The organism is Cyclobacterium sp. L-R, from assembly GCF_056859355.1.
The window spans coordinates 22,836-45,053 of the sequence record NZ_JBSXOH010000095.1; the positions used below are offsets into that span (position 1 = coordinate 22,836).

Here is a 22,218-nt window from a genome sequence, read left to right on the forward strand (position 1 = left end):
TTATGGATATTATACTTGAAAAGAAAAAAGGGCTAAGGCCAAAACATTACGGATACATAGCTCTGGCAGCGCTGTTGATCTATGCAGGTTATCAGCTATGGTTTACCAGTTCTGTCTCTACTTTCCGTACGGAAAAGGGCAAATTATCCATAGCCGAGGTAGTTGAAGGGAAATTCGATGACTATATCACCATCAATGGAAGTGTTGCGCCCATTGCCACCATTTATATGGATGCCTATGAAGGGGGTCGGGTTACCGAAAAATTAATAGAAGAAGGGGCTATTGTTAAAAAGGGCGACATTATTCTAGTTTTGGAAAACAGAAGCCTTTACGAGCAAATACTCGCCAGCGAAAGTAACCTGGCCCTTAAGCAAAATGATTTGCGTTCTACAAAATTAACGTTTGATTCAAGGCAGGTGGAAGGAAGGAAATCTCTGGCAACAGCAAGTACCAACCTTCAAAGGTTTAAAAGAAATTATGAGCAAAACAAAGCGCTGTATGAAGAAGAATTAATTTCCAGAGAAGAATACCTGATCGCTAAAGAGAATTATGAACTTTCTGAAAAGCAATATGAAATCGTAAAACTTCAGACCGAACAGGACAAAGAATTGCGTGAAACTTCACTGACTGGCCTAGATACCGATCTAGAGCGGATGGAAAAGACCTTGTCTATGGTATATGAGCGACTGGATCATTTAAATGTGCGTGCACCGGCTGACGGGCAATTGGGATTTTTGGATGCGGAAATTGGGCAGAGCATCGCTCAGGGAGAGCGCATAGGTCAGATCAATGTATTGACTGATTACAAAATCGAAGCGGACATTGATGAGCATTATATCGACAGGGTACAAAGAGATTTGATGGCTGTATTGGAGCGGAATGGCAAGGATTTCAGCTTGCGCCTTAGGAAAGTATACCCAGAGGTTAGAAGTGGAAAATTTAGGGTTGACCTGGTTTTCACAGAGGACAAACCTGAAAACATAAGAACCGGACAAAGCTATAATATCAAATTACAACTAGGAGAGTCCTCCGATGCCATGTTGCTGCCAAAAGGAAGTTTTTTCCAGAGTACAGGAGGTCAATGGGTTTTTGTAGTAAATCCAGAAGGGGATGAAGCTATCAAACGAAACATTAGAATTGGTAAGCAAAATGCTAGGTATTATGAAATACTGGAAGGCTTGCAGCCAGGAGAAAAAGTAATAACAAGTAACTATGACAATTTTGGTGAGGCCGATAGAATAGTTTTGAACTGATCTACTTCTAAAGCAAATACATACGAAATAGATAGCTTAACTAAGCAATAGAAAAAAATAAATAAGATATGATAACCATCAAGGATTTAGTAAAAAGCTTTCGTACAGAGGAAGTAGAAACCCTCGCACTAAATAAAGTAAATCTCAAAGTTGAAGCAGGAGAGTTTGTAGCCATTATGGGCCCATCAGGCTGCGGAAAATCCACTTTGCTCAACATTATAGGCATGTTGGACAATCCAACTGAAGGCAGTTACAATTTTGCTTCAAATGAGGTAGCAGGACTCCGGGAGAATCAGAGAACACAGCTCCGAAAAGGAAACCTGGGTTTTGTTTTTCAAAGCTTTAATTTAATAGATGAATTGACCGTTTTTGAAAATGTGGAGCTGCCTCTTATTTATTTGAAAATGGGCAAAGCAGAACGCAGAGAAAAGGTAATGCAGGTTTTGGAGCGGATGAAAATTGCTCACCGTGAAAAACATTTTCCGCATCAATTGTCCGGAGGACAGCAACAACGTGTAGCCATAGCCAGGGCAGTAGTCACCAAGCCCAAGTTGATCCTGGCTGATGAACCTACAGGTAACTTGGATTCGAAAAATGGAATGCAAGTAATGAACTTGTTGACCGAACTAAATCAAGAAGGAACGACCATCGTGATGGTAACCCACTCAGAGCATGACTCTCATTTCGCACACCGTGTAGTTAATTTATTTGATGGTCAAATTGTGACAGAAAGTCAAAATAGAGCCATAGGAGCCGAATTATAAACGATCCAAAATACTCGCAACATTTTAGATACTGGCAATAATGATCAAAAACTACCTAAAAATAGCTTGGAGAAGCCTACTTAAAAACAAGGTGCTGTTTTCCATCAATACCCTAGGTTTGGCATTGGGCATAGCTTCTTGCGTCATCATATCTCATTTTGTCCTGGATGAATTGAGTTATGACCAGTTCAATTTGAAGGCCGATCAAATTTCAAGGATTGTTTTTAGAGCCAAGGTAAATGGTGAGGAGATAAAAGAAGGAGTGGTGATGGCCCCTGTTGCACAGACGCTTAAGGAGGAATACCCCGAAGTGCTTGATGCAACTAGGATTCGAAGGGTTGGGACACCGAAAATTACTATTGACAACCAGTCTTACAGAGATGGGAGATTTGCTTACGTAGATCCAAATTTCTTCGACATCTTTAGCCTGCCAATAATAAAGGGAAATGCTGTAAATCCGCTGGACCAGCCAAACACTGCCGTTATAACTACAACATTGGCATTAAAGTATTTTGGAACCAAAGATGCAACAGGGAAATTGTTTTATCTGGAAAGTCAGGAACAACCCTATACCATTACGGGAGTTATTGAGGAGATGCCTGAAAATGCCCATTTTCATTTTGACCTCTTTGCTTCAATGAAAGGGTTCCCTGAAGCCAACAGTAATTCTTGGTTCAAAGGTGATTTTTTCACCTATCTCTTGCTAGAAAAGGGATTTGATCACCAACAATTGGAAGGGAAACTGCCGGATTTGATTGGGAAATACATGGGACCTTCCATGCAGGAAGAAATGGGCCTGTCCTTTGAGGAGTTTACCAAAGACAACCAACTTGGTTTTATCTTACAACCCTTGACTGACATTCATTTGCGCTCCGACAATGCCTCCTACAGCGAATTAGAAGAAGGTGGGGACATAAAATATGTCTATATTTTCAGTGCAATAGCCCTGTTTATGCTTTTGATTGCTTGTGTCAATTTTATAAACCTGGCAACAGCAACTGCTGCCAAGAGAGCCAAAGAGGTCGGCATTCGCAAAGTATTGGGAGCCGATAAGAAAATGCTTTTCTACCAGTTTATCTCCGAATCCTTTATAGCAAGTACTGCAGCCATGCTTCTGGCGGTTGTTTTCGTAATTGTTATCCTACCTTTTTATGTGGAGTTTTCGGGGAAAGCACTTAAACTATCCTACTTTTTGCAGCCACAGCTGCTATTGACTCTGCCCGTATTTACTTTTCTGATAAGTCTTTTGGCAGGAAGCTATCCAGCCATTTATTTGTCTTCCTTTCGAGCCATTCAGGGTTTAACCAATAGTACGTCAGGGGGATCAAATAAAAGTTTTCGAAGTGGATTGGTGGTGTTTCAATTTGTGATTTCGGCAGGGCTAATATTGGCGACCTTGGTGGTCAATCAGCAAATGAACTATATTCAAAACAAAGTCCTGGGTTATAATAGAGACCAAATTCTGGTCATTAGGGATGCTTATCTGTTGGAAAATAATCAGGAGGCCTTTAAAAATGAGTTGATAAAAAATCCTAAAGTAAGCGCTGTGACCCAGTCTTCCTTTGTACCAGCAGGCCCTTCGGACAATAATGTGACACAGATTTACATCAATGGTCAATTCAATCGGCGGATGCCAGTGTTCAATATTGACGAAAACTATATTCCTACAATGGAAATGGAAATGGTTGCAGGAAGAAATTTTTCAAGAGATTTCGGCGCTGATTCATCAAATGTGATTCTTAACCAAACGGCCGCTAAGATTTTAGGCTTTGATGATGATCCTATAGGAAAAACCATCTCAGATGGAATCCATACAAGTACGGTAATAGGCGTAGTAAAAGACTTTCACTTTAAATCTTTGCATCAACCAATAGAACCTTTGTTGATGTATTACAGGCCGTATGGTGGCCTGATCGTGAAAGCCAAATCATTGAACATGACCGCTCTCATTGATGAGACGCAATCGTTGTGGAATTCTTTCGGTACTGCAGAATCTTTTGGCTTTTCCCTTATGGATGATTCCTACCAAAGGGCTTATCAGACCGAACAAAATATGGGAAAAGTTTTAAATGGTTTTGCGCTATTGACCATTGCTGTTGCGTGTTTGGGACTATTTGGGCTGGTCACTTTTACCGCCGAACAACGCTTTAGGGAAATTGGGATTAGAAAAGTTTTGGGTGCTACTGTTTTTCAGATTGTATCCATGCTTACCAAAGATTTTCTTCTTTTGGTGGGGATCTCTTTCTTCTTCGCCTTTCCTATCGGGTATTATCTGATGGAGAATTGGTTACAGGGATTTGCCTTCCGAATAGAGATTTATTGGTGGATATATGGCTTGGCTGCCTTGATTACGCTTTTTATTGCCTTTTCCACAATAGGCTACAAGAGCCTTATGGCGGCAAATTTAGATCCCGTAAAAGCAATTAAGGAAGATTAATATTTAGAAATACAATCGAATTACAAATCTGGCTAAACCATATAGGATAGTTAGTGAAGACAAAAGAAGGTTATTATCAATTAAAATATTTGTCATGTTTAGAAATCATCTTAAAATAGCTTGGAGAAGCTTAAAAAAGCAACCCTTTTTTACTTTTCTCAACATCTTCGGACTTACAGTTGGCATGGCAGGTGGCCTTCTAATCGCATTGTACATCTATGATGAGTTGAGTTACGATAAGATGTTTCCTAACTCAGAACAAATCTATCGTTTAAATGCTGATATAAAGTTTGGTGGGGCGGAAAATTCAACCGCCGTAGTACCTGCACCAATGGCTGAAGTATTGGAAAGCGATTTTCCACAAGTAGAAGCTACAACTAGATTTAGAACTATTGGTAGCAGCCTGTTAAAGAAAAGCGGGACTTTACGTAATGTCAAATTGACTGGAACTACCTATGCTGATCCCTCATTTTTAGGTTTTTTCGGTATTGACCTTCTTTTTGGAGACAAGCAAACGGTTTTGAAGGATCCAAATACAGTAGTGCTTACCAAATCCGCTGCTGAGAAGTTCTTTCCTATAAATGAGGCGGTAGGTCAAACCCTAATTTTTGATTCTGGAGAAACTTATACTGTATCCGGAGTAATAGATGATCTTCCACGAAACTCATTTTTGGGTGATTATACACTTTTTATAGCCATGGCAGGCTATGCTGATGCTAAAATACCAAACTGGGGTTCCCACAATTACAATACCTTTGTAAAACTTTCCCCACTTTCTGAAAGGGCCGATTTTGAGTCATCCCTTCCTTATATAGTAGATACTTATGTACTTACTTGGGCACAAACGGTCTTTCCAGGCATGACAAAGGAGCAGTTTGATGCTTCCGGAAATTATATTCGGTACAGTGCCCTTCCATTGACTGATATTCACCTTCACTCTCATCGTAAAGGTGAAATGAATGCCAACAATAGCATTCAAAATATTTACATTCTTTCTTTTATAGCCTTGTTTTTAATTGTTTTGGCTAGTGTTAATTTTATGAACCTTAGTACAGCTAGTTCCTTAAAAAGAGCCAAAGAAGTAGGGATTCGAAAAACCTTAGGGTCCAATCAGTTTACTTTAATTGGGCAATTTCTTACCGAATCTGGTTTGATCAGTTTTGCTTCATTGTTAGGGGCTTTGGTTCTGAGCATGTTGTTAATGCCTTACTTCAATGATTTATCTGATAAGCAGTTGTCTGTGCCTTTATTAGAACCTTATTTTTGGTTGATCATCATTGTTTTTACTGTCATTTTAGGATTGTTTTCAGGTAGTTATCCTGCATTTTTCCTTTCGCGTTTTGCTCCTACCAAGGTTCTTTCAGGTAGTGGCAGTACTGCTGTAGGTGGGGGTAAATTGAGAAATGGGCTTGTTATTTTTCAATTTGCCATATCCGTATTCCTTATCGTAGCAACATTGGTAGTTTATGGGCAGTTACAGTTTATTCAGCAGAAGGACTTGGGATATGAAAAAGAGCAGGTATTAATCATAAATGATGTATATGCGCTTGGAGCAAAGACAAGGCTATTAAAGGAAAAAATAACTGATTTACCTCAAGTAAGTAATTCGACCTTAAGTGCCTATTTTCCCACCCCTTCAAGTAGAAGTGACAATTCATTTTTTGAGGAAGGTATCTCCGATCAGGAAAAGGCGCTTAGCATGCAAACCTGGGATGTTGACCATGATTATGTATCTACTTTTAATCTGAAAATCCTTGCAGGTCGTGATTTTGATCCCACTATTTACTCTGATTCTTCTGCCATGCTTATCAACGAAAGTACGTTAAAAGTTTTAGGAATATCGGCTGAAGAGGTTTTAGGAAAAAGGTTTTCTTCCAATATGGTAGAAACGGACTATGAATACTATACAGTAATTGGAGTCATCAACGATTTCCATTTTGAATCCCTGAGGGAAACCATTACCCCATTAAGCTTGGTAATCGGTAAAAACCTAGGAAGTTTGGCCATAAAACTTAATGCAGGTGATTTTGCACAAACGATTACTCAAATTGAGGCTACTTGGACCCAGTTGGCCCCTGAACTCCCTTTTAACTATTATTTTATGGATGCATCCTTTGACGATACCTATCAAGCAGACCAAAGGTTAGGTAAGTTATTTGTCATTTTCACGGTCCTTTCAATTCTGGTCGCTTGCCTTGGACTTTTCGGCTTGGCAGCATTTAATGCAGAAAAACGAACCAAGGAAATTGGAATAAGAAAGGTTTTGGGAGCCAGTGTGGGGCAAATATCCTTTAGGTTATCTGTTGACTTTTTAAAGTTGGTAGCTATTTCGGTGCTAATTTCCTTACCATTAGGCTGGTACGTCATGAACAAATGGCTTGAAGATTTTTCTTATAAAATAGAAATCAGTTGGTGGGTTTTGGCTATTGCTGCCTTTATGGCTGTAGCCATAGCCATTCTTACGGTAAGTTATCAAAGTATTAAGGCAGCGATAGCTAATCCGGTAAATAGTATACGATCGGAATAAATTAGAATAGTCATATCTGGCCTAAAAAGCTGGTGAAGGCTTTAAATAAGTATTTATGCTTAAGAATAACCTTAAAATCGCCTGGCGAAATATAAAACGTAACAAAGGCTACAGCTTTCTAAATGTTAGCGGTATTGCCATAGGTCTCGCGGCTTTTTGGTTGATAGCATTGTATGTAGCCGATGAACTTAGCTATGATCGATCCTTTACCAATTCGGAGCAAATTTTCAGGGTCGCTCAGCATGCGAATTGGGACAATGGAAAAATGGACATTGCCCTTACCTCTCCACCTTTTGCAGTCGCTTTTAAAAATGAATTCCCTGAAGTGGAAGAGGCAGTAAGAATCAATATTGAAGGTGGTGACCTAATCAATTACGGCAATAAAAGTATCAACCAAGAGGGCATTTGGTTTGCAGAAAATGCTTTCTTTGAGCTTTTTGATTATTCGTTTCTTTATGGAAATGGCGCAATTGCCTTGGTAAATCCGGGAACCATCGTCATTACAGAAAGCCTTGCAATTAAAATTTTTGGGGATGCCTCAAAAGCAATCAATAAAACAATTGCCCTGGGCAATCAAAAACAGCCAATCAAAATAACGGGAGTAATAAAGGATTTTCCTCAAAACTCCCACTTGAAATTCAGTGCAATCCGTTCATTTGCAACGGAAGACCTGAAAAGTGAAAATTGGAATGCAGCATATCTATATACTTACCTTCTTTTAAAGAAAGGGACTGACCCAGATTCATTTGCAAACAAGCTTGTTCCCTTTGAAAAGGAACTAGCCAGCCGAATGAATTTTTCTGATTTTAAGATAGAATTACAAGCACTTACGGCTATTCATCTGCATTCTCATCTGGATTATGAATTAAGTGCCAATGGAAATGCCGGATTGGTCTACTTATTTATTATAATTGGACTGCTAGTATTGTTGATTGCGGTAATCAATTACATGAACCTATCTACAGCACGCGCCACCATACGGGTGAAGGAGATCGGTATCCGGAAGGTGGTTGGATCTGAAATAAAACACCTCGTAGGGTTGTTTTTAAGTGAGGCAATTTTGGTCACCTTTATTGCTTCACTTTTAGCCTGTTTTATAGTTCAATTAACGCTTCCTGTATTTAATCAATTTGCTGAAAAAGATTTGACACTCCTGCATTTCGGAGCTTTTATAACCATTGGGGCAATTGTTCTTTTTACGGCTTTGACAGGGGTTTTATGTGGGAGTTATCCTGCCTTGTTTTTGTCAAGGCTTAAAATGATTCCTTCACTCAAAGGGCAAATGATCAATATGGGTACTAGTGTTTTCTTACGGAAATCACTGGTAGTAGTCCAGTTTGTCATTACAGTTTGCCTGATTAGTGGCTCCTACATTATTTACAGACAGATGCAATTTGTCTCTCAAAAAGACCTTGGATTTGACAAAACTCAGGTGCTGATAAGCCATATCGATGATGTAAAAGTACGTAGCAAAATACCAACATTGAAAGCAACACTCCTGCAAAACCCCTTGGTAGAAAGTGTGGCAACAGCTGGTAATCCACTAGGTACCAATTACCTTGGTAAATTTAGTTTCTTTTTTGAGGTAAATGGAAAAATGCAAACCACTGCCACTACGGCAAATTTCCTCTACATCGATGAGGATTTTCTGCCAACCAATGGAATGGCATTATTACAGGGTAGAAATTTCTCAGCTGATATGCCCACAGATAAAGAGGGCACCGTAATCATTAACGAAACATTGATGAATTCCCTTGGCTATACAGATGCCATTGGAAAGAAAATCAATTATAAATCCGGAAATGACAGCCTGGTAAATCGGCAGGTTATCGGGGTTATTAAAGATTTTCATTCAACTTCTTTACAGCATAAAATCGAACCTATGGTACTGTTGATGCCACCAAATGATAGGGAAAGAGACAATCTTTATATAAAAATCTCAAAAGGTAAAGCGGTTGCAGGGATTGCATATGTAAAAAGTACAATGGAACAATTCGATTCCCAAAATCAAGCAAACGTCCATTTTCTCAATGAAAACTTTAACCAGCAATACCTGGCCCAGCAAAAACAGGGAAAATTATCTCTGGTCTTTACGATCCTGGCCTTTATCATTTCTGGTCTGGGACTGTTGGGTCTGGTGATTTTTGTCACTACTCAGCGTAGAAAGGAAATTGGTTTAAGAAAAGTCCTTGGTGCTTCGATTTTCTCTGTTACCCTGATGCTGAGCAAAGATTTCGGGAAATTAGTCGCCATAGCCTCCTTAATCGCCTTTCCCATTGCTTGGTTTGGCATGGATAGATGGTTACAGGATTTTGCCTACCACATTGAAATTAAATGGTGGATGTTTTTGATATCAGGGGCCATTGCGGTTGCAATTGCCATGACAACAGTAAGCTTTCAGGCATTTAAAGCTGCCTTAACAAACCCCGTAAATAGTTTACGGTCAGAATAATATACCGATGATTTCACAAGTACTTACCTCTTAGGCTGTCTTCAAAAGATAAAACCATGTACAAAAACTATCTAAAAATCGCTTTTCGAAATCTTTGGAGACATCGGGGCTTTTCGTTCTTGAATATTGCAGGGCTGGCAATTGGGCTTAGTGCTGGTTTCCTGATTCTTCTTTATGTGAGCTTTGAACTCAGTTATGATCAATTTCACAGCAAGGCAGACAGGATCTATCGGGTGGTATCGGATATTGAAACACCAACAAGTACCATAAAAAATAGTGAACCTGCCTGGGCTGTGCCACCTCACTTGCAAACAGCATTTGAAGAAGTTGAATCAGCAGTAAGAATTCAGGAAACCCGTCTATTGGTTCATCGCGATGGTAAAAGATACAACGAAAACAATGGTTTGGCAGTTGATCCGGATTTTTTCAAAATGTTTGACTTTAAACTTTTATCAGGAAATAAGGAAAATGCACTTCTAGCTCCTTTCAGCATTGTACTCTCTGAATCAATGGCAAAAAAGTATTTTGGAGATCTGGACCCCATTGGCGAGTCTTTGGATATTGAGGATTATGGTTTTGTAGGCAATGTAACAGCTGTGATGGAAGATATCCCTGTAAATTCCCATTTAAGGGCAGATATTTTAATCTCTTTAACCACATTTTTTACTGAAAATTATAGTCCCAATTTGAATAACAATTGGGAAGGGTATGAGCCGGATGCCTATATATTGCTCAAGCCAAAGGTAAATGCCAAGGTATTGGAATCTAAATTCCCGGAATTCTTAGAAAGAAATGATGGGGAAGGGATGAAAAAACTCCAGGCCTACGTCACATTGTACCTGGAACCTTTTAAGGAGGTTTATCTGAGATCAGACCGATACAGAACGATAAGTGGAAACATTAACAATGTATATACCCTATCAATTGTTGCCCTGTTTATTTTGCTGATTGCCAGTATTAATTTCATCAACCTTACTACTGCAAGGTCCACGGAAAGGGCCAGAGAAGTGGGAATACGCAAGGTAATTGGTGCTGAAAAAAGACAACTGGGCCTCCAGTTTATCGGGGAGTCTACCCTCATTTGTTTACTGGCATTTTCCTTAACCCTTGCCATTACTTCGCTGATTCTACCTGCTTTTAACGATATGGCGGGTAAAACCATTGCTGAGGGTATTTTGTCGAATCCCTATCATGTCTTGTCTTTATTAGGGATCGCAATACTTATAGGAATATTAGCAGGAAGCTATCCTGCATTCATTTTGTCTTCATTTAAGCCTGTAAATGTATTGAAAGGCAGTTTTTCCAATGGAACGAAAGGGATTCTATTGCGAAAAGGGCTGGTCGTTACCCAATTCTCAATTTCCATAGCATTAATAATTGGTACCATTGTCATTTATCACCAGATGAGTTTTATGCGAAACCAAGATTTGGGGTTTGATAAAGAGCGGATGGTAATATTGAACTCCAGTAATACTGAGCTAAAGGATGGACTTGAGGCTTTACCTGGAGTAGTCTCAACGAGTTTGGTATCAAGCATTCCAGGAGGAGACAATCCTTTGGCCTATTCAAGGATTCAAAATGTAAACCATGACCAACAAATAGTAGATGTTGATGCCTATTTTGTGGATTTTGATGCCATTACGCAATTTGATATGAAGGTAGTTGCAGGAAGAGGTTTTTCCAGCCAATTTCCAACAGACACTTTAGAAGCCATGGTAATTAACGAAAGTGCTGTGAAATTGCTGGGCTTTGCTTCTCCAAAGGATGCTTTGGAGGCCAAATTTAAGCAATGGGGGCGTTCAGGCCGGGTTGTCGGGGTAGTACAAGATTTTCATTTTAAGTCCTTAAAGGAAAACATTGACCCCCTTACCATGCGGGTGGACAGAGGTAGAAAAGGGCTTCTGACGGTTAAATTATCCCCAAATGATTTAACAAATACAGTAGCCTCCATTGAGGAAAAATGGAAGACCGTTCTACCAAACGAACCCTTCGATTACTATTTTCTTGATGAATTCTTTGACCGTCAATACCGAGCTGACGAGCGATTCGGATACCTTATTTTTAATTTCTCTATGCTGGCCATTATTATTTCCTGTCTGGGCTTATTTGGCCTGGTAGCTTATAGTACTGTTCAGCGATGGAGGGAAATAGGCATACGGAAAGTGATCGGCGCATCTGTAATGGGCATCGTAAAACTTTTGTCTAAAGAATTTTTAAAACTAGTAGTATTTGCAATTATAGTGGCGTCTCCTTTGGCCTGGCTTATCATGAATTATTGGCTGGAGGATTTTGCTTATCAAATAGAAATTCAATGGTGGGTTTTTGTCATGGCAGGTGCTATGGTTTTGACTATCGCGCTGTTGACAGTAGGTTTTCATGCAATAAAAGCAGCGAATGAGAACCCAGTTAAAAGTTTAAGAACCGAATAAATCATAGAATCATGTATAAAAATTATCTAAAAATTGCCTGGCGAAACCTTAACCGCAACAGGGGCTACTCTGCAATTAATATCGGGGGATTGGCACTGGGAATGGCTGTTGTCATCATAATCGGTCTATGGGTCCTGGATGAATTTACTTTCAATACCTACCATAATAACCATGATAAGATTGCACAGATTTACAATAGATCCAAAAATCTGGATACAAGTGAAATTGAGTCTTTTCCCTCTACGGTTTACATCATGGGTAGCGTTATAAAAGACAATTATTCAGATTATTTTACGCATGCAATACGTGCCACCTGGGTAGGGAATTATGTATTGACGAATGGGGGAGAAAATCACACCCAAACAGGGCAGTTTATTGAAAGTGAGGGGCTGGAAATGCTCTCTTTGGAAATGTTACAAGGCTCTTATTCGAGTTTAGAAGAGGTCAATGCCGTGGTTTTGTCAGAAACTGCTGCTGCAGCCATTTTTGGAGAAAAAAATCCAATAGGTAAATCTATAAAGATCAATAATGAGATGAATGCCGTCGTAAATGGCGTTTACAAGGAACTCCCCAAAAACAACAGTTTTGCCAATGTGAAATTTTTTGCCAATTGGAAATTGACAGAGGCCAATGAGCCCGAAAGATTCGAACGAATAAAAACAGTTTGGGATGATTGGTCTTTCCAATTTTATGTGCAATTAAGGCCAGAAATTGATTTTGAAACAGCCAATGCTGCTTTGAAGGATTTGTATTTTCAATACGGACCCGCGGAATCATTAGAGGGTTTCGAGAAACGTGGTCTACATCCTTTTGCTTATCCCATGGACAAATGGCATTTGTATTCCCAATTTGATGCTCAAGGGGAGCCTACAGAAGGTAGGATCACTTTTGTGTGGTTATTTATAGCCATAGGTTTATTTGTATTGATTCTGGCCTGTATTAACTTTATGAACCTCAGTACAGCTCGCTCTGAAAAGCGTTCCAAAGAAGTAGGCATTAGAAAAACAGTTGGCTCCAATAAGCAGCAATTGGTCTTCCAGTTCCTAAGCGAATCTATATTGATTTCAGGTATTGCCCTACTTTTCGCATTGGCAATGGTATTGCTCACCATTCCATGGTTCAATGAATTGGCGGGCAAAAATATGCAGATACCCTGGGCCAACCTGACCTTCTGGGCATCTATATTGGGGGTGACCTTGCTTACTGGGATGTTGGCTGGTAGTTATCCGGCCTTGTACCTTTCCTCCTTTAGTCCGATCATGGTATTGAAAGGAACATTTAAGGCTGGACCCTATTCCGCAGTTCCCAGAAAGGTATTGGTAGTCTTTCAGTTTGCTGTATCAATAATGTTGGCAGTGGGAACAGTGATCGTTTTTAACCAAATAGAGTTCACCAAGGACCGGCCGATTGGCTATGACCGAAGCAACCTTATTTCGATACAAATGAACAATCCCGAGTACAATGGAAAGTACAACCTATTGAGGAATGAATTGATATACACAGGAGTTGTGGAAGACATGACCCAGTCTTCTTCTCCATTAATGGGGGTATATAGCAATGGAGGTGGTAGTATCAGTTGGGAAGGCAAAGATCCTGAAATGTCACCTGACTTTGGTATTTTGCGGGTAACGCATGATTATGGGAATACCGTTGGTTGGCAGTTTGTGGATGGCAGGGACTTTTCCAGGGACTATGCTTCGGACTCTTCGACCATTATCTTAAATGAAACAGCTGTCAAATACATGGGCCTGGAAAATCCGGTAGGGAGCTTCATTACATTTGGGAATGACGACCGGGCAGAGATCATCGGTGTTACGAAAGACATGGTAATGCAGTCCCCTTATCAACCAGTAAAACAGGCCTTTTTCTATATTGATTACGATAGGGTAGACTATATAAATATCAAAATTAAGCCCGATGAAATTACTAGTAATGCCATCGCCAAAATAGAATCCGTATTTGCCAAGGTTGTTCCTTCTGCCCAATTTGATTATGGATTTGTAGATGAAGCTTTTGGTCAGAAGTTTGAATCCGAAGAACGCCTGGGGAATTTGGCTGGAATTTTTACACTTTTGGCCATACTTATTAGCTGTTTAGGACTTTTTGGTTTGGCTTCCTTTGTGGCAGAGCAACGTACCAAAGAAATAGGGGTACGAAAAGTGTTGGGAGCATCAGTTTTAAATTTATGGCAGATGCTTTCCAAAGATTTTGTGATCCTTGTTTTAATTTCCTGCCTGATTGCGATTCCTATCGTCTATTACTATATGAGTCAGTGGTTACAGAATTATGATTACCGGATGGAAATATCTGCTTGGACTTTTGGCTGGGCCATTGCTGGGGCATTACTCATTACTTTATTAACAGTAAGCTTTCAAGCCATCAAAGCGGCAAATGTAAATCCAGTGAAGAGTTTAAGAACTGAATAAACAAAAGAGCCCATGTACAGAAATTATCTAAAAATTGCTTTTCGAAGTATCTGGAAAAACAAAACCTTCTCTTCGATCAATGTAATTGGCCTATCCATAGGTTTGAGTGCCGCTTTTGTGATTGGTATCATGATTTATTATGACCTTACTTTTGATAAATTTCATGAGGATAGGGAGCGGATTTTCCGAGTAGTAGTAGATACCCAAGGACCTGATCAGGAAGGCCATTCGAGAGGTGTTCCGGTACCGCTAATTGATGTCTTACAAGCCAATAGTACAGGAATTGACCATGTCAGTCCATTTTTCCTTTTTGGTTTTGATAAAGTAACTGTAGCTTCTAGTCAAGAGGAATTTGACTGGCCTGGAGATATAGTGATTGCTGACCAGGAATACTTTAAGATTTTCAATTACCAATGGCTTGCGGGATCCTCCAATGCAGCACTAGAAAATCCGTATGAAGTAGTATTGAGCAAAAGTAGGGCGGAAAAATACTTTCCTGGCAAATTACCCGAAGAAGTCATTGGCAATACCTTGATTTATGAGGATTCTTTAATCGTAAAAGTGACAGGAATTGTGGCTGAATTTGAAGACCGTAGTGACTTTACATTCAAGGAGTTTTTATCCCGAAGCTCGGTTCAAAATTCAGAGAAGTATGGTTATATCTATGATACTAGTTGGGGAAGTATCAGTTCATCAACCCAATTGTTTATTAAAACAGATAAAATTAATAATAAAGAAGCCGTGCAAGCCCAACTGAATGCATTGGCTGAAGAGTACAAGAATGAAGAAATGGCTGCTTTGGGCTATTTCAGGTCCTTCAATTTGCAACCTTTGAAAGCCCTACACCTTAACGATAATTACGGTGTATTTGACAACAGCAGTTACCGGGCAAGCGCTGATATTTTATTTGGTTTGGGTTTTATTGCCCTTTTTCTATTGCTTTTAGGGTGCATTAATTTTATTAATCTCAATACAGCTCAATCTGCCAAACGGGCCAAGGAGATTGGTATTCGGAAAACTTTAGGAAGTTCCAAAAAGCAGTTGGTGATTCAATACCTGGGTGAAACTTTCATTTTGACCCTTGCGGCAGCTATTTTGTCCCTATTCTTGGCTTCTTTACTGCTTCGTGTATTCGCCGACTTTATACCTCCTGGGCTTAGCTTGGATTTAATGCAAAACCCGGTGCTTATTTTTTCTTTATTGCTGTTACTAATCCTCATTACCTTTTTGGCGGGATTTTATCCAGGCCTTGTGTTGTCTCATTTTAAACCAGTATCCGTACTCAAAAATCAATCGGTTTTGGATGGGGACAAGGGGAGTATAAGAAAATTCCTAACCGTTTTCCAATTTGTTATTGCCCAGGTCTTTATTATAGCCACGCTATTGGTAGGCAAACAGATAAACTACCTGATAAATAAGGACATGGGATTTAAGACGGAGTCTATCGCCTATATTAAAGCTCCGAGGGGTGAAGCTTCGCTTGAAAAATATGAAGCGTTTAAGGAGGTACTTGAAGCAGTCCCTGAGGTGAAAAATTTAAGTATTGCTGGAGATCCTCCCGCATCCCAAAGCTATTCAGGAAGAGGAGTGAGCTATTTTTCTGAGGGAGAGGAAACCCATGTTCAAATACAATTGCTCTATGGGGATGAAAATTACCTCGATTTATATGGAATAGACCTTTTGACGGGTCGTTTACCTCTCAAGGATTCTATTTCGGAATATGTAATCAATGAAACATTGATGCGCCAAATTGGATTTCAAAAACCGGAAGAGGTCATTGGCCAGCAATTCAAAGTAAACAATAAAAATATACCTATTGTAGGGGTTATGGAAGACTTTAACCAAAGTTCCTTAAGGGAGGAAATAGAGCCTATGGCATTTCTTCAGGATAGTCAAAATAGAACCCTACACTTTTCCTTTGAGGCTAACGATATAGAAAATTGGCCTTTGGCAATAAATAAAATAGAATCGCAGTGGAAGGAGTTCTTTCCTGACGAAACGTTTAAAATTAATTTTGTGGATGAGGATGTCAAGAAATTTTATAGCGAGGAGCAAAGTACGGCCACGCTTTTAAAATGGTCTACCGGATTGGCCATACTCATCAGTTGCCTTGGCCTTCTTGGTTTGGTAATCCATACCACCGAAAGGCGCACCAAAGAAATCGGTATTAGAAAAGTCCTGGGGGCCTCCATCATGCAACTTAACCTCTTACTGGGTAAAGAGTTCATGGTGCTGGTAGGCATTGCTTTTGTTATTGCTGTTCCTATAGCCTATCGGGGCATAAGTAACTGGTTGCAGGAATTCGCAAACCATACGGCCATGAGTTGGTGGGTCTTTCTACTTGGTGGCTTAGGTATTTCAATAATTGCTTTGGCCGTTATCAGTATCAAAATATTTGCGGCAGCCAATACCAATCCTGTGAAAAGCTTGAGTACGGAATAAGCGACTTCAAAGTGTAAATTTATTAGACATAATTTGTCAAAATATTTTACATTTCGTATTCTGATCCAGATTGAATGCAATACAATGTTCTGATTATAAGTACATTATATTTATGGCATAAAGATCGTAAAAAAGATTGAAGGAAATTGACATTTATAATTTATGAAACAATGCTGCGAAATAACTTAAAACTTTTCTTTAGAAATATAAAGAACAACAAGGGAACCTTTTTGATCAATACCTTTGGATTAGGCATTGGGATTGCATCTTTTTTGCTTTTGGCACTTTATGTCCACAACGACCTGACCTACAATCAATTTCATGATAATTATGAAAATATCTACAGGGTAAGGGATGGAGAATCTGTTCAGACCAAAGGGCCTTTATTGCCGAAGCTATTGGAAGAGATACCTGAAATTGAAAATGGTACGCGAATTTTCGATTGGGAAGGTTTTCGCATAAGTTATGAAGATGTAGCCTTCCAGGAAAATATAATATACGTAGATGAAGGTTTTTTCTCTGTCTTTAGTTTTCCTTTTACCGAAGGATCTGCAAAAAATGCCATTCAGGAAAAATATGGGGTAGTAATCAGCTCAGATTTTGCTAAAAAGTACTTTGGTGATGAACCTGCTTTGGGTAAAAAACTGCAAATAAAATTTGAGGATGTGTTCTTGGAAGTTAAAGGGGTGGTAGCCATTCCTTCAAATTCTTCCATAAAATTTGATATTGTTTCCTCCTATGATACAGGGGAGGAGATTTCCCCTTGGATGAAGGGTATACATGACTGGTACAACACCTTTTCAATTACTTATATTCAACTAAAAGATGGAATAAACCCCGAAGCACTTGATGAAAAACTTAAGCAAATTGTTAAAGAAAATTACTTACCGGTAGGTCAAAATGAAACAGACCTTAACCTATTGTCTTTAAGTGAATACCATGCTGCTGAGGAATCCAACCAAACGCTAATTGTCATCCTCAGCATAATTGCTTTAGGCATTATAAGTATCGCTATTGTTAATTTTATAAATCTAACAATTACCAGTGTACTTTCTCGCATTAAGGAAATAGGCATTAAGAAAGTACATGGTGCCAGGAGGAGTGAGCTTTTTGGGCAAATATTGACAGAATCCTTTGCAGTTAGCTTTGTTGCCCTGTTTTTAGGGTTAGGCTTAATGGCTGTATTTCTTCCAAGCTTCAATTCACTCTTTGAAACCAAATTACATTTTGCACCTTTCCAAAATCCTGTTTTTATTTGGATACCATTGCTTATATTGGCGGTAGTGGGCATATTATCTGGTATTATACCCTCCTTTTTCTGGGCAAGGGGTACATTGACAGAAAGTCTAAAAGGAAATGCTTATTCAGGAAGCAGGTCTTCTGCTGCAAGACACTCCCTAATTGTGATTCAGTTTGCCATAGCTATTGTATTGATTTCAGGTACAGTTTTGGTCAGAAAACAAGTCAAGGCCATGATGGAGAAAGACCCTCTTTTTGACACGGAAAATGTAATCATTACAGAATTACAACCCTGGCAATTTCCTGACTTGGAAAAGACAAGCAACCAATACAAACGAATAGCTGCTGAGATAGAAGAAAGTCCATTGGTTGAGGCCCTAAGCTTCTCTCAGTGTTTCCCAGGTTACTATGGTGAAAATTACAATGGTTTTTACCCTCAGGGAGAAAACTTGCCAGAATCGATACACCTTCGAAAAGCCTATGTTGGAGAAAACTATTTTAAAACCTTTGGAATAAAAATATTGTCAGGTCATGGCTTTGAAAAAGGAAGCGTAGATTTTGAAAATGCGATTGTTCTCAATAAGGCTGCTACACAAGTGTTGGGTTATAGGGAAGCAAATGGGCAGATTCTTAATGAAAGCTCAACAAGTGGGGAAATTCGGAAGTTGGTGGGTATTGTGGATAATTTCAGCTATCAAGGAGTTCAACACAAAGCCCAACCATTGGTACATATTTTTGCTGATCAGGAGGATTTTACCAATTGGGGATATTTTTCCATCAAAGCAAAGAAAGGAGCAAGCCTTCAGGTGCTTGATCAATTGAAAGAAAAATGGAGTGCTGCTTTTTCAGGAATAGCACCCAAATTTTATTTTGCAGATGAAAAACTTAACGAACAGTACAAAGAGTACATAAAAATCAACACCTTGGTGGCTTGTTTTTCTATACTTGCTGTTTTGCTTTCCTGCATGGGTTTGTTTGCCTTGGCTTCGTATTCTATGGCAAAAAGGACCAAAGAAATTGGCATTAGAAAAGTAAATGGCGCCAAAGTTTCCGAAATTATAATTTTACTTAACCAAGACTTTCTAAAATGGGTATTGATGTCTTTTATCATTGCCGTGCCAATAGCTTGGTACGGTATGCATCATTGGTTGGAAGGATTTGCTTATAAAACAACGATCAGTTGGTGGGTATTTGGTTTGGCGGGAGTACTTGCCATTGGCATTGCCCTTTTGACTGTTAGTTATCAAAGTCTCAATGCTGCCATGGCCAATCCTGTAGATGCTTTAAAGGAAGAATAGAACTGAAAATTAAAATATTTAACACTAATATTATACCATGCTCATACAATTAAATAATATTTTTAAATGGGTCCAACAGGGCGGAAGAAGGGTTTTTTTGCTTAAAGACATCAATCTTGAAGTTGAGGAAGGCGCTTTTATTTCCATTATGGGACCTTCCGGTTCAGGAAAGTCTACCTTGCTCAATGTAATTGGTATGTTGGATGTCTTTGATGAAGGTAAATACAATTTTATGGATGAACCTGTTCACCAATTGAAAGAAAAACACCGTGCTGAGCTCTACAAACAATACATTGGTTTTGTTTTTCAGGCTTATCATTTAATTGATGAGTTGACGGTCTATGAGAACCTGGAAATGCCTTTGCTCTATAAAAAGCATTCCGGATCTGAACGCAAAGCCCTTGTTGCTGATATGTTGGATCGTTTTAATATTGTAGGAAAAAAAGACTTGTTTCCAACTCAACTAAGTGGGGGACAACAGCAGCTTGTTGGAGTGGCTCGTGCTTTGATAGGAAAGCCTAAGTTAATTTTAGCTGATGAACCAACTGGTAATCTAAATTCAAAGCAAGGCCAAGAAATTATGGAATTGTTTAAGAAATTAAATGAGGAAGGGGTCACCATTATACAGGTAACACATTCAGAAAAGAATGCTACTTATGGTAAAAAAGTAATTCACCTGTTGGATGGTAGAATGGAAAAATCTTGACTTTATGGCCCTGAGCTAAGTAAAATATCAACTAAAGTTGCTTTTTCAATTCTTTAATTAAGTGCTGTTTTTCAAGCTAAAAGCATAAAATTGACGAAAAATTCTAAACATTTTCAATTAGAGGACGTTAAATTTTATGTTATTCACTATATTGCATTCACAAATATTTAAGATTGGCTTTTAATAAATCAACATATCGAGGTATAGCATTTGGGTTTTTGACCCTTTTCCTTTCGCTATTGTTTATGCCCAGCATTGTGGTGGCAGCGATAGATGATGAGGTGAATATATCCATGTTTTTTTCATTTACAGAAGAAGAAACTAAAGAGCATGAAGTAAAATGCGAGTTGGATGTTGATGATTTTTTTCCTACGAATTATTTCTTGTTAGCCAGATCGTTTGATAACGATATTTCGCGTAGAATTAACATCGATAATTTCTTGAATAGCCTCTATGATCCAGGAATAATAGTTCCACCTCCAGAGTTTAAATAATTTTTCTTTCTGTCAATGACATTGTAAATCTTGCAGTCATTGGATTTTTATCTATCTCTAAGAGTATTTAATGCTCTTTACAGGGGTAAGAAATTTTAAACTCATAATAATTTTACATGAAAAGTAATAATCTATTTGCGCATCTAAAATCAGATGTTGCATCAGGTTTGGTAGTATTTCTGGTAGCACTACCTTTATGCTTGGGAATTGCCTTGGCATCTGGCGCACCCTTATTCTCAGGAATCATTACAGGCATCATAGGCGGTATCGTCGTTGGGTTCTTAAGTCAATCTCATATTAGTGTCTCAGGCCCTGCAGCTGGTTTGACGGCAATTGTTTTTGTTGCAATAGCAGATCTTGGCTATGAATCTTTCCTAGTAGCGGTAATTTTAGCTGGGGCTATGCAATTGGTCTTGGGTTTGATGAAAGCAGGAACAATATCCAATTATTTTCCTTCCAATGTTATTGAGGGAATGCTAGCAGGTATAGGCGTTATTATCTTTATTCAGCAAATTCCCTTGGCTTTGGGTTCTGACGTAGAAATAAGCTCTGGATTGGGGATTTTTGTTGATATATTTGCTGCCTTTCAAGACATTCAACCTGGAATTCTAATTATAACAGTTGCTTCTTTGGCAGTACTTATTACCTGGCAAAAAACACCTGCTTTGAAAAAGTTAAAGTTGGTACCTGGCGCTTTGGTTGCTGTAATTACAGGAATTGTAATCAACGGAATCTTTATCTTAACAGACAGTGCTTTTGCCGTCACCTCGGAATATTTGGTTAGCCTACCAGTTCCTAAGAATATTGAAGAATTTAAAGGGATATTTGTTTCTCCATCTTATGAAGCAATTTTTAATCCTGGCGTATGGATTGTAGCCATTACCATTACCATTGTTGCTTCAATAGAGACATTACTATGCATAGAAGCCACGGAAAGATTGGACCCATTAAAACGATTTGTTAATACCAACGTAGAATTAAAAGCACAGGGAGTTGGTAATATGATCAGTGGCGTATTGGGTGGCTTACCAATGACATCGGTTGTGGTTAGGTCCTCAGCAAATGCAAATTCAGGTGCTAAAACCAAGATGTCGGCAATAATCCACGGTTTTCTTTTATTTATTTGCGTATTAAGTATTCCTGCTTTTCTAAATATGATTCCAATGGCAACCCTTGCCGCCATTTTATTAACCATTGGATATAAATTGGCAAATCCTGCTACATTTAAACATTTTTGGGAGCGAGGTAAATACCAATTTATTCCATTTATTTTAACGTTGTTGGCGGTGGTATTCCTTGGCTTGTTAAATGGAGTAGCTTTAGGAATGATTGTAAGTGTGATTTTCATTCTAAGAGGTAATATCAAAAAAGCCTACTTCTTTAGAAAAGAAGAATACACAAGTGGTGATGTAATCCATGTAGATTTAGCCCAGGAAGTTTCATTTCTTAACAAAGCTGCAATTAAGCTTACTCTGAACAAACTCCCAGAGAATTCAAACGTAATAATAAATGCTTCAGATACAGTGTATATAGCTCAAGATGTACTTGATTTGATTCATGAATTTAAAATGGTAAATGCAAAAGAAAAAGGAATTAAGGTTAAATTAGTAGGTTTTAAAGATGCTTATCGATTAGACAATGATATCGATACCAACAATAAAGTTCATATCGACAAAAACCTTTTGTCAGAAGAAAGAATTAGCCAACTTTTCCATAATTAAATAATTATAGATACCTATATTTAAAAAAAA

General features: G+C 38.7%; 12 protein-coding genes. All 12 read left to right on the top strand.

The features are described 5' to 3' along the window. Positions 1–2: 2 nt before the first annotated feature. The 12 genes from AC13EX_RS20205 (at position 3) to AC13EX_RS20260 (ending at position 22,188) form a co-directional block, all read left to right on the top strand. The gene (locus AC13EX_RS20205) at positions 3–1,253 is read left to right on the top strand and encodes an efflux RND transporter periplasmic adaptor subunit (RefSeq protein ID WP_482894073.1); all 1,251 of its coding nucleotides are present in this window, start codon (positions 3–5) and stop codon (positions 1,251–1,253) included. A gap of 68 nt (positions 1,254–1,321) precedes the next feature. Next, positions 1,322–2,017, top strand: a complete 696-nt coding sequence (locus tag AC13EX_RS20210; RefSeq protein WP_014022135.1) for an ABC transporter ATP-binding protein — start codon at positions 1,322–1,324, stop codon at positions 2,015–2,017. 40 nt (positions 2,018–2,057) lie between these two features. Next, positions 2,058–4,454: an ABC transporter permease gene (locus AC13EX_RS20215; protein ID WP_482894074.1), complete on the top strand. Its 2,397-nt coding sequence runs from the start codon at positions 2,058–2,060 to the stop codon at positions 4,452–4,454. Between the two features lie 94 nt (positions 4,455–4,548). Beyond that, complete coding sequence (locus tag AC13EX_RS20220) at positions 4,549–6,981, top strand: ABC transporter permease (protein WP_482894075.1); 2,433 nt, start codon at positions 4,549–4,551, stop codon at positions 6,979–6,981. A gap of 55 nt (positions 6,982–7,036) precedes the next feature. Next, a complete protein-coding gene (locus AC13EX_RS20225) occupies positions 7,037–9,433 on the top strand; it encodes an ABC transporter permease (protein ID WP_482894076.1) in 2,397 nt (798 codons plus the stop codon). A gap of 56 nt (positions 9,434–9,489) precedes the next feature. Next, positions 9,490–11,862 carry an ABC transporter permease gene (locus tag AC13EX_RS20230; RefSeq protein ID WP_482894077.1) on the top strand — a complete coding sequence of 791 codons (2,373 nt, stop codon included), beginning with the start codon at positions 9,490–9,492 and terminating at the stop codon, positions 11,860–11,862. A gap of 11 nt (positions 11,863–11,873) precedes the next feature. After that, positions 11,874–14,288 carry an ABC transporter permease gene (locus AC13EX_RS20235; RefSeq protein WP_482894078.1) on the top strand — a complete coding sequence of 805 codons (2,415 nt, stop codon included), beginning with the start codon at positions 11,874–11,876 and terminating at the stop codon, positions 14,286–14,288. A 12-nt stretch (positions 14,289–14,300) separates the two neighbouring features. Beyond that, entirely contained in the window at positions 14,301–16,730 is a 2,430-nt protein-coding gene (locus tag AC13EX_RS20240; protein ID WP_482894079.1) for an ABC transporter permease, read from the top strand. Between the two features lie 170 nt (positions 16,731–16,900). Beyond that, on the top strand, positions 16,901–19,267 hold the full coding sequence (locus AC13EX_RS20245) for an ABC transporter permease (RefSeq protein WP_482894080.1): 2,367 nt from the start codon (positions 16,901–16,903) through the stop codon (positions 19,265–19,267). A 37-nt stretch (positions 19,268–19,304) separates the two neighbouring features. After that, positions 19,305–19,973 (top strand): ABC transporter ATP-binding protein, encoded by a 669-nt coding sequence (locus tag AC13EX_RS20250; protein WP_048643571.1) that lies wholly within the window; start codon positions 19,305–19,307, stop codon positions 19,971–19,973. 245 nt (positions 19,974–20,218) lie between these two features. Continuing rightward, entirely contained in the window at positions 20,219–20,467 is a 249-nt protein-coding gene (locus AC13EX_RS20255) for a hypothetical protein (protein WP_048643572.1), read from the top strand. Positions 20,468–20,583: 116 nt separating this feature from the next. Then, positions 20,584–22,188 (top strand): SulP family inorganic anion transporter, encoded by a 1,605-nt coding sequence (locus tag AC13EX_RS20260; protein WP_482894081.1) that lies wholly within the window; start codon positions 20,584–20,586, stop codon positions 22,186–22,188. Positions 22,189–22,218 lie beyond the last annotated feature (30 nt).

Bases quoted from the DNA above. Each gene is read 5' to 3' on its own strand.
- AC13EX_RS20205 (WP_482894073.1), top strand. From the start codon at position 3: ATGGATATTATACTTGAAAAGAAAAAAGGGCTAAGGCCAAAACATTAC.
- AC13EX_RS20210 (WP_014022135.1), top strand. From the start codon at position 1,322: ATGATAACCATCAAGGATTTAGTAAAAAGCTTTCGTACAGAGGAAGTA.
- AC13EX_RS20215 (WP_482894074.1), top strand. From the start codon at position 2,058: ATGATCAAAAACTACCTAAAAATAGCTTGGAGAAGCCTACTTAAAAAC.
- AC13EX_RS20220 (WP_482894075.1), top strand. From the start codon at position 4,549: ATGTTTAGAAATCATCTTAAAATAGCTTGGAGAAGCTTAAAAAAGCAA.
- AC13EX_RS20225 (WP_482894076.1), top strand. From the start codon at position 7,037: ATGCTTAAGAATAACCTTAAAATCGCCTGGCGAAATATAAAACGTAAC.
- AC13EX_RS20230 (WP_482894077.1), top strand. From the start codon at position 9,490: ATGTACAAAAACTATCTAAAAATCGCTTTTCGAAATCTTTGGAGACAT.
- AC13EX_RS20235 (WP_482894078.1), top strand. From the start codon at position 11,874: ATGTATAAAAATTATCTAAAAATTGCCTGGCGAAACCTTAACCGCAAC.
- AC13EX_RS20240 (WP_482894079.1), top strand. From the start codon at position 14,301: ATGTACAGAAATTATCTAAAAATTGCTTTTCGAAGTATCTGGAAAAAC.
- AC13EX_RS20245 (WP_482894080.1), top strand. From the start codon at position 16,901: ATGCTGCGAAATAACTTAAAACTTTTCTTTAGAAATATAAAGAACAAC.
- AC13EX_RS20250 (WP_048643571.1), top strand. From the start codon at position 19,305: ATGCTCATACAATTAAATAATATTTTTAAATGGGTCCAACAGGGCGGA.
- AC13EX_RS20255 (WP_048643572.1), top strand. From the start codon at position 20,219: ATGCCCAGCATTGTGGTGGCAGCGATAGATGATGAGGTGAATATATCC.
- AC13EX_RS20260 (WP_482894081.1), top strand. From the start codon at position 20,584: ATGAAAAGTAATAATCTATTTGCGCATCTAAAATCAGATGTTGCATCA.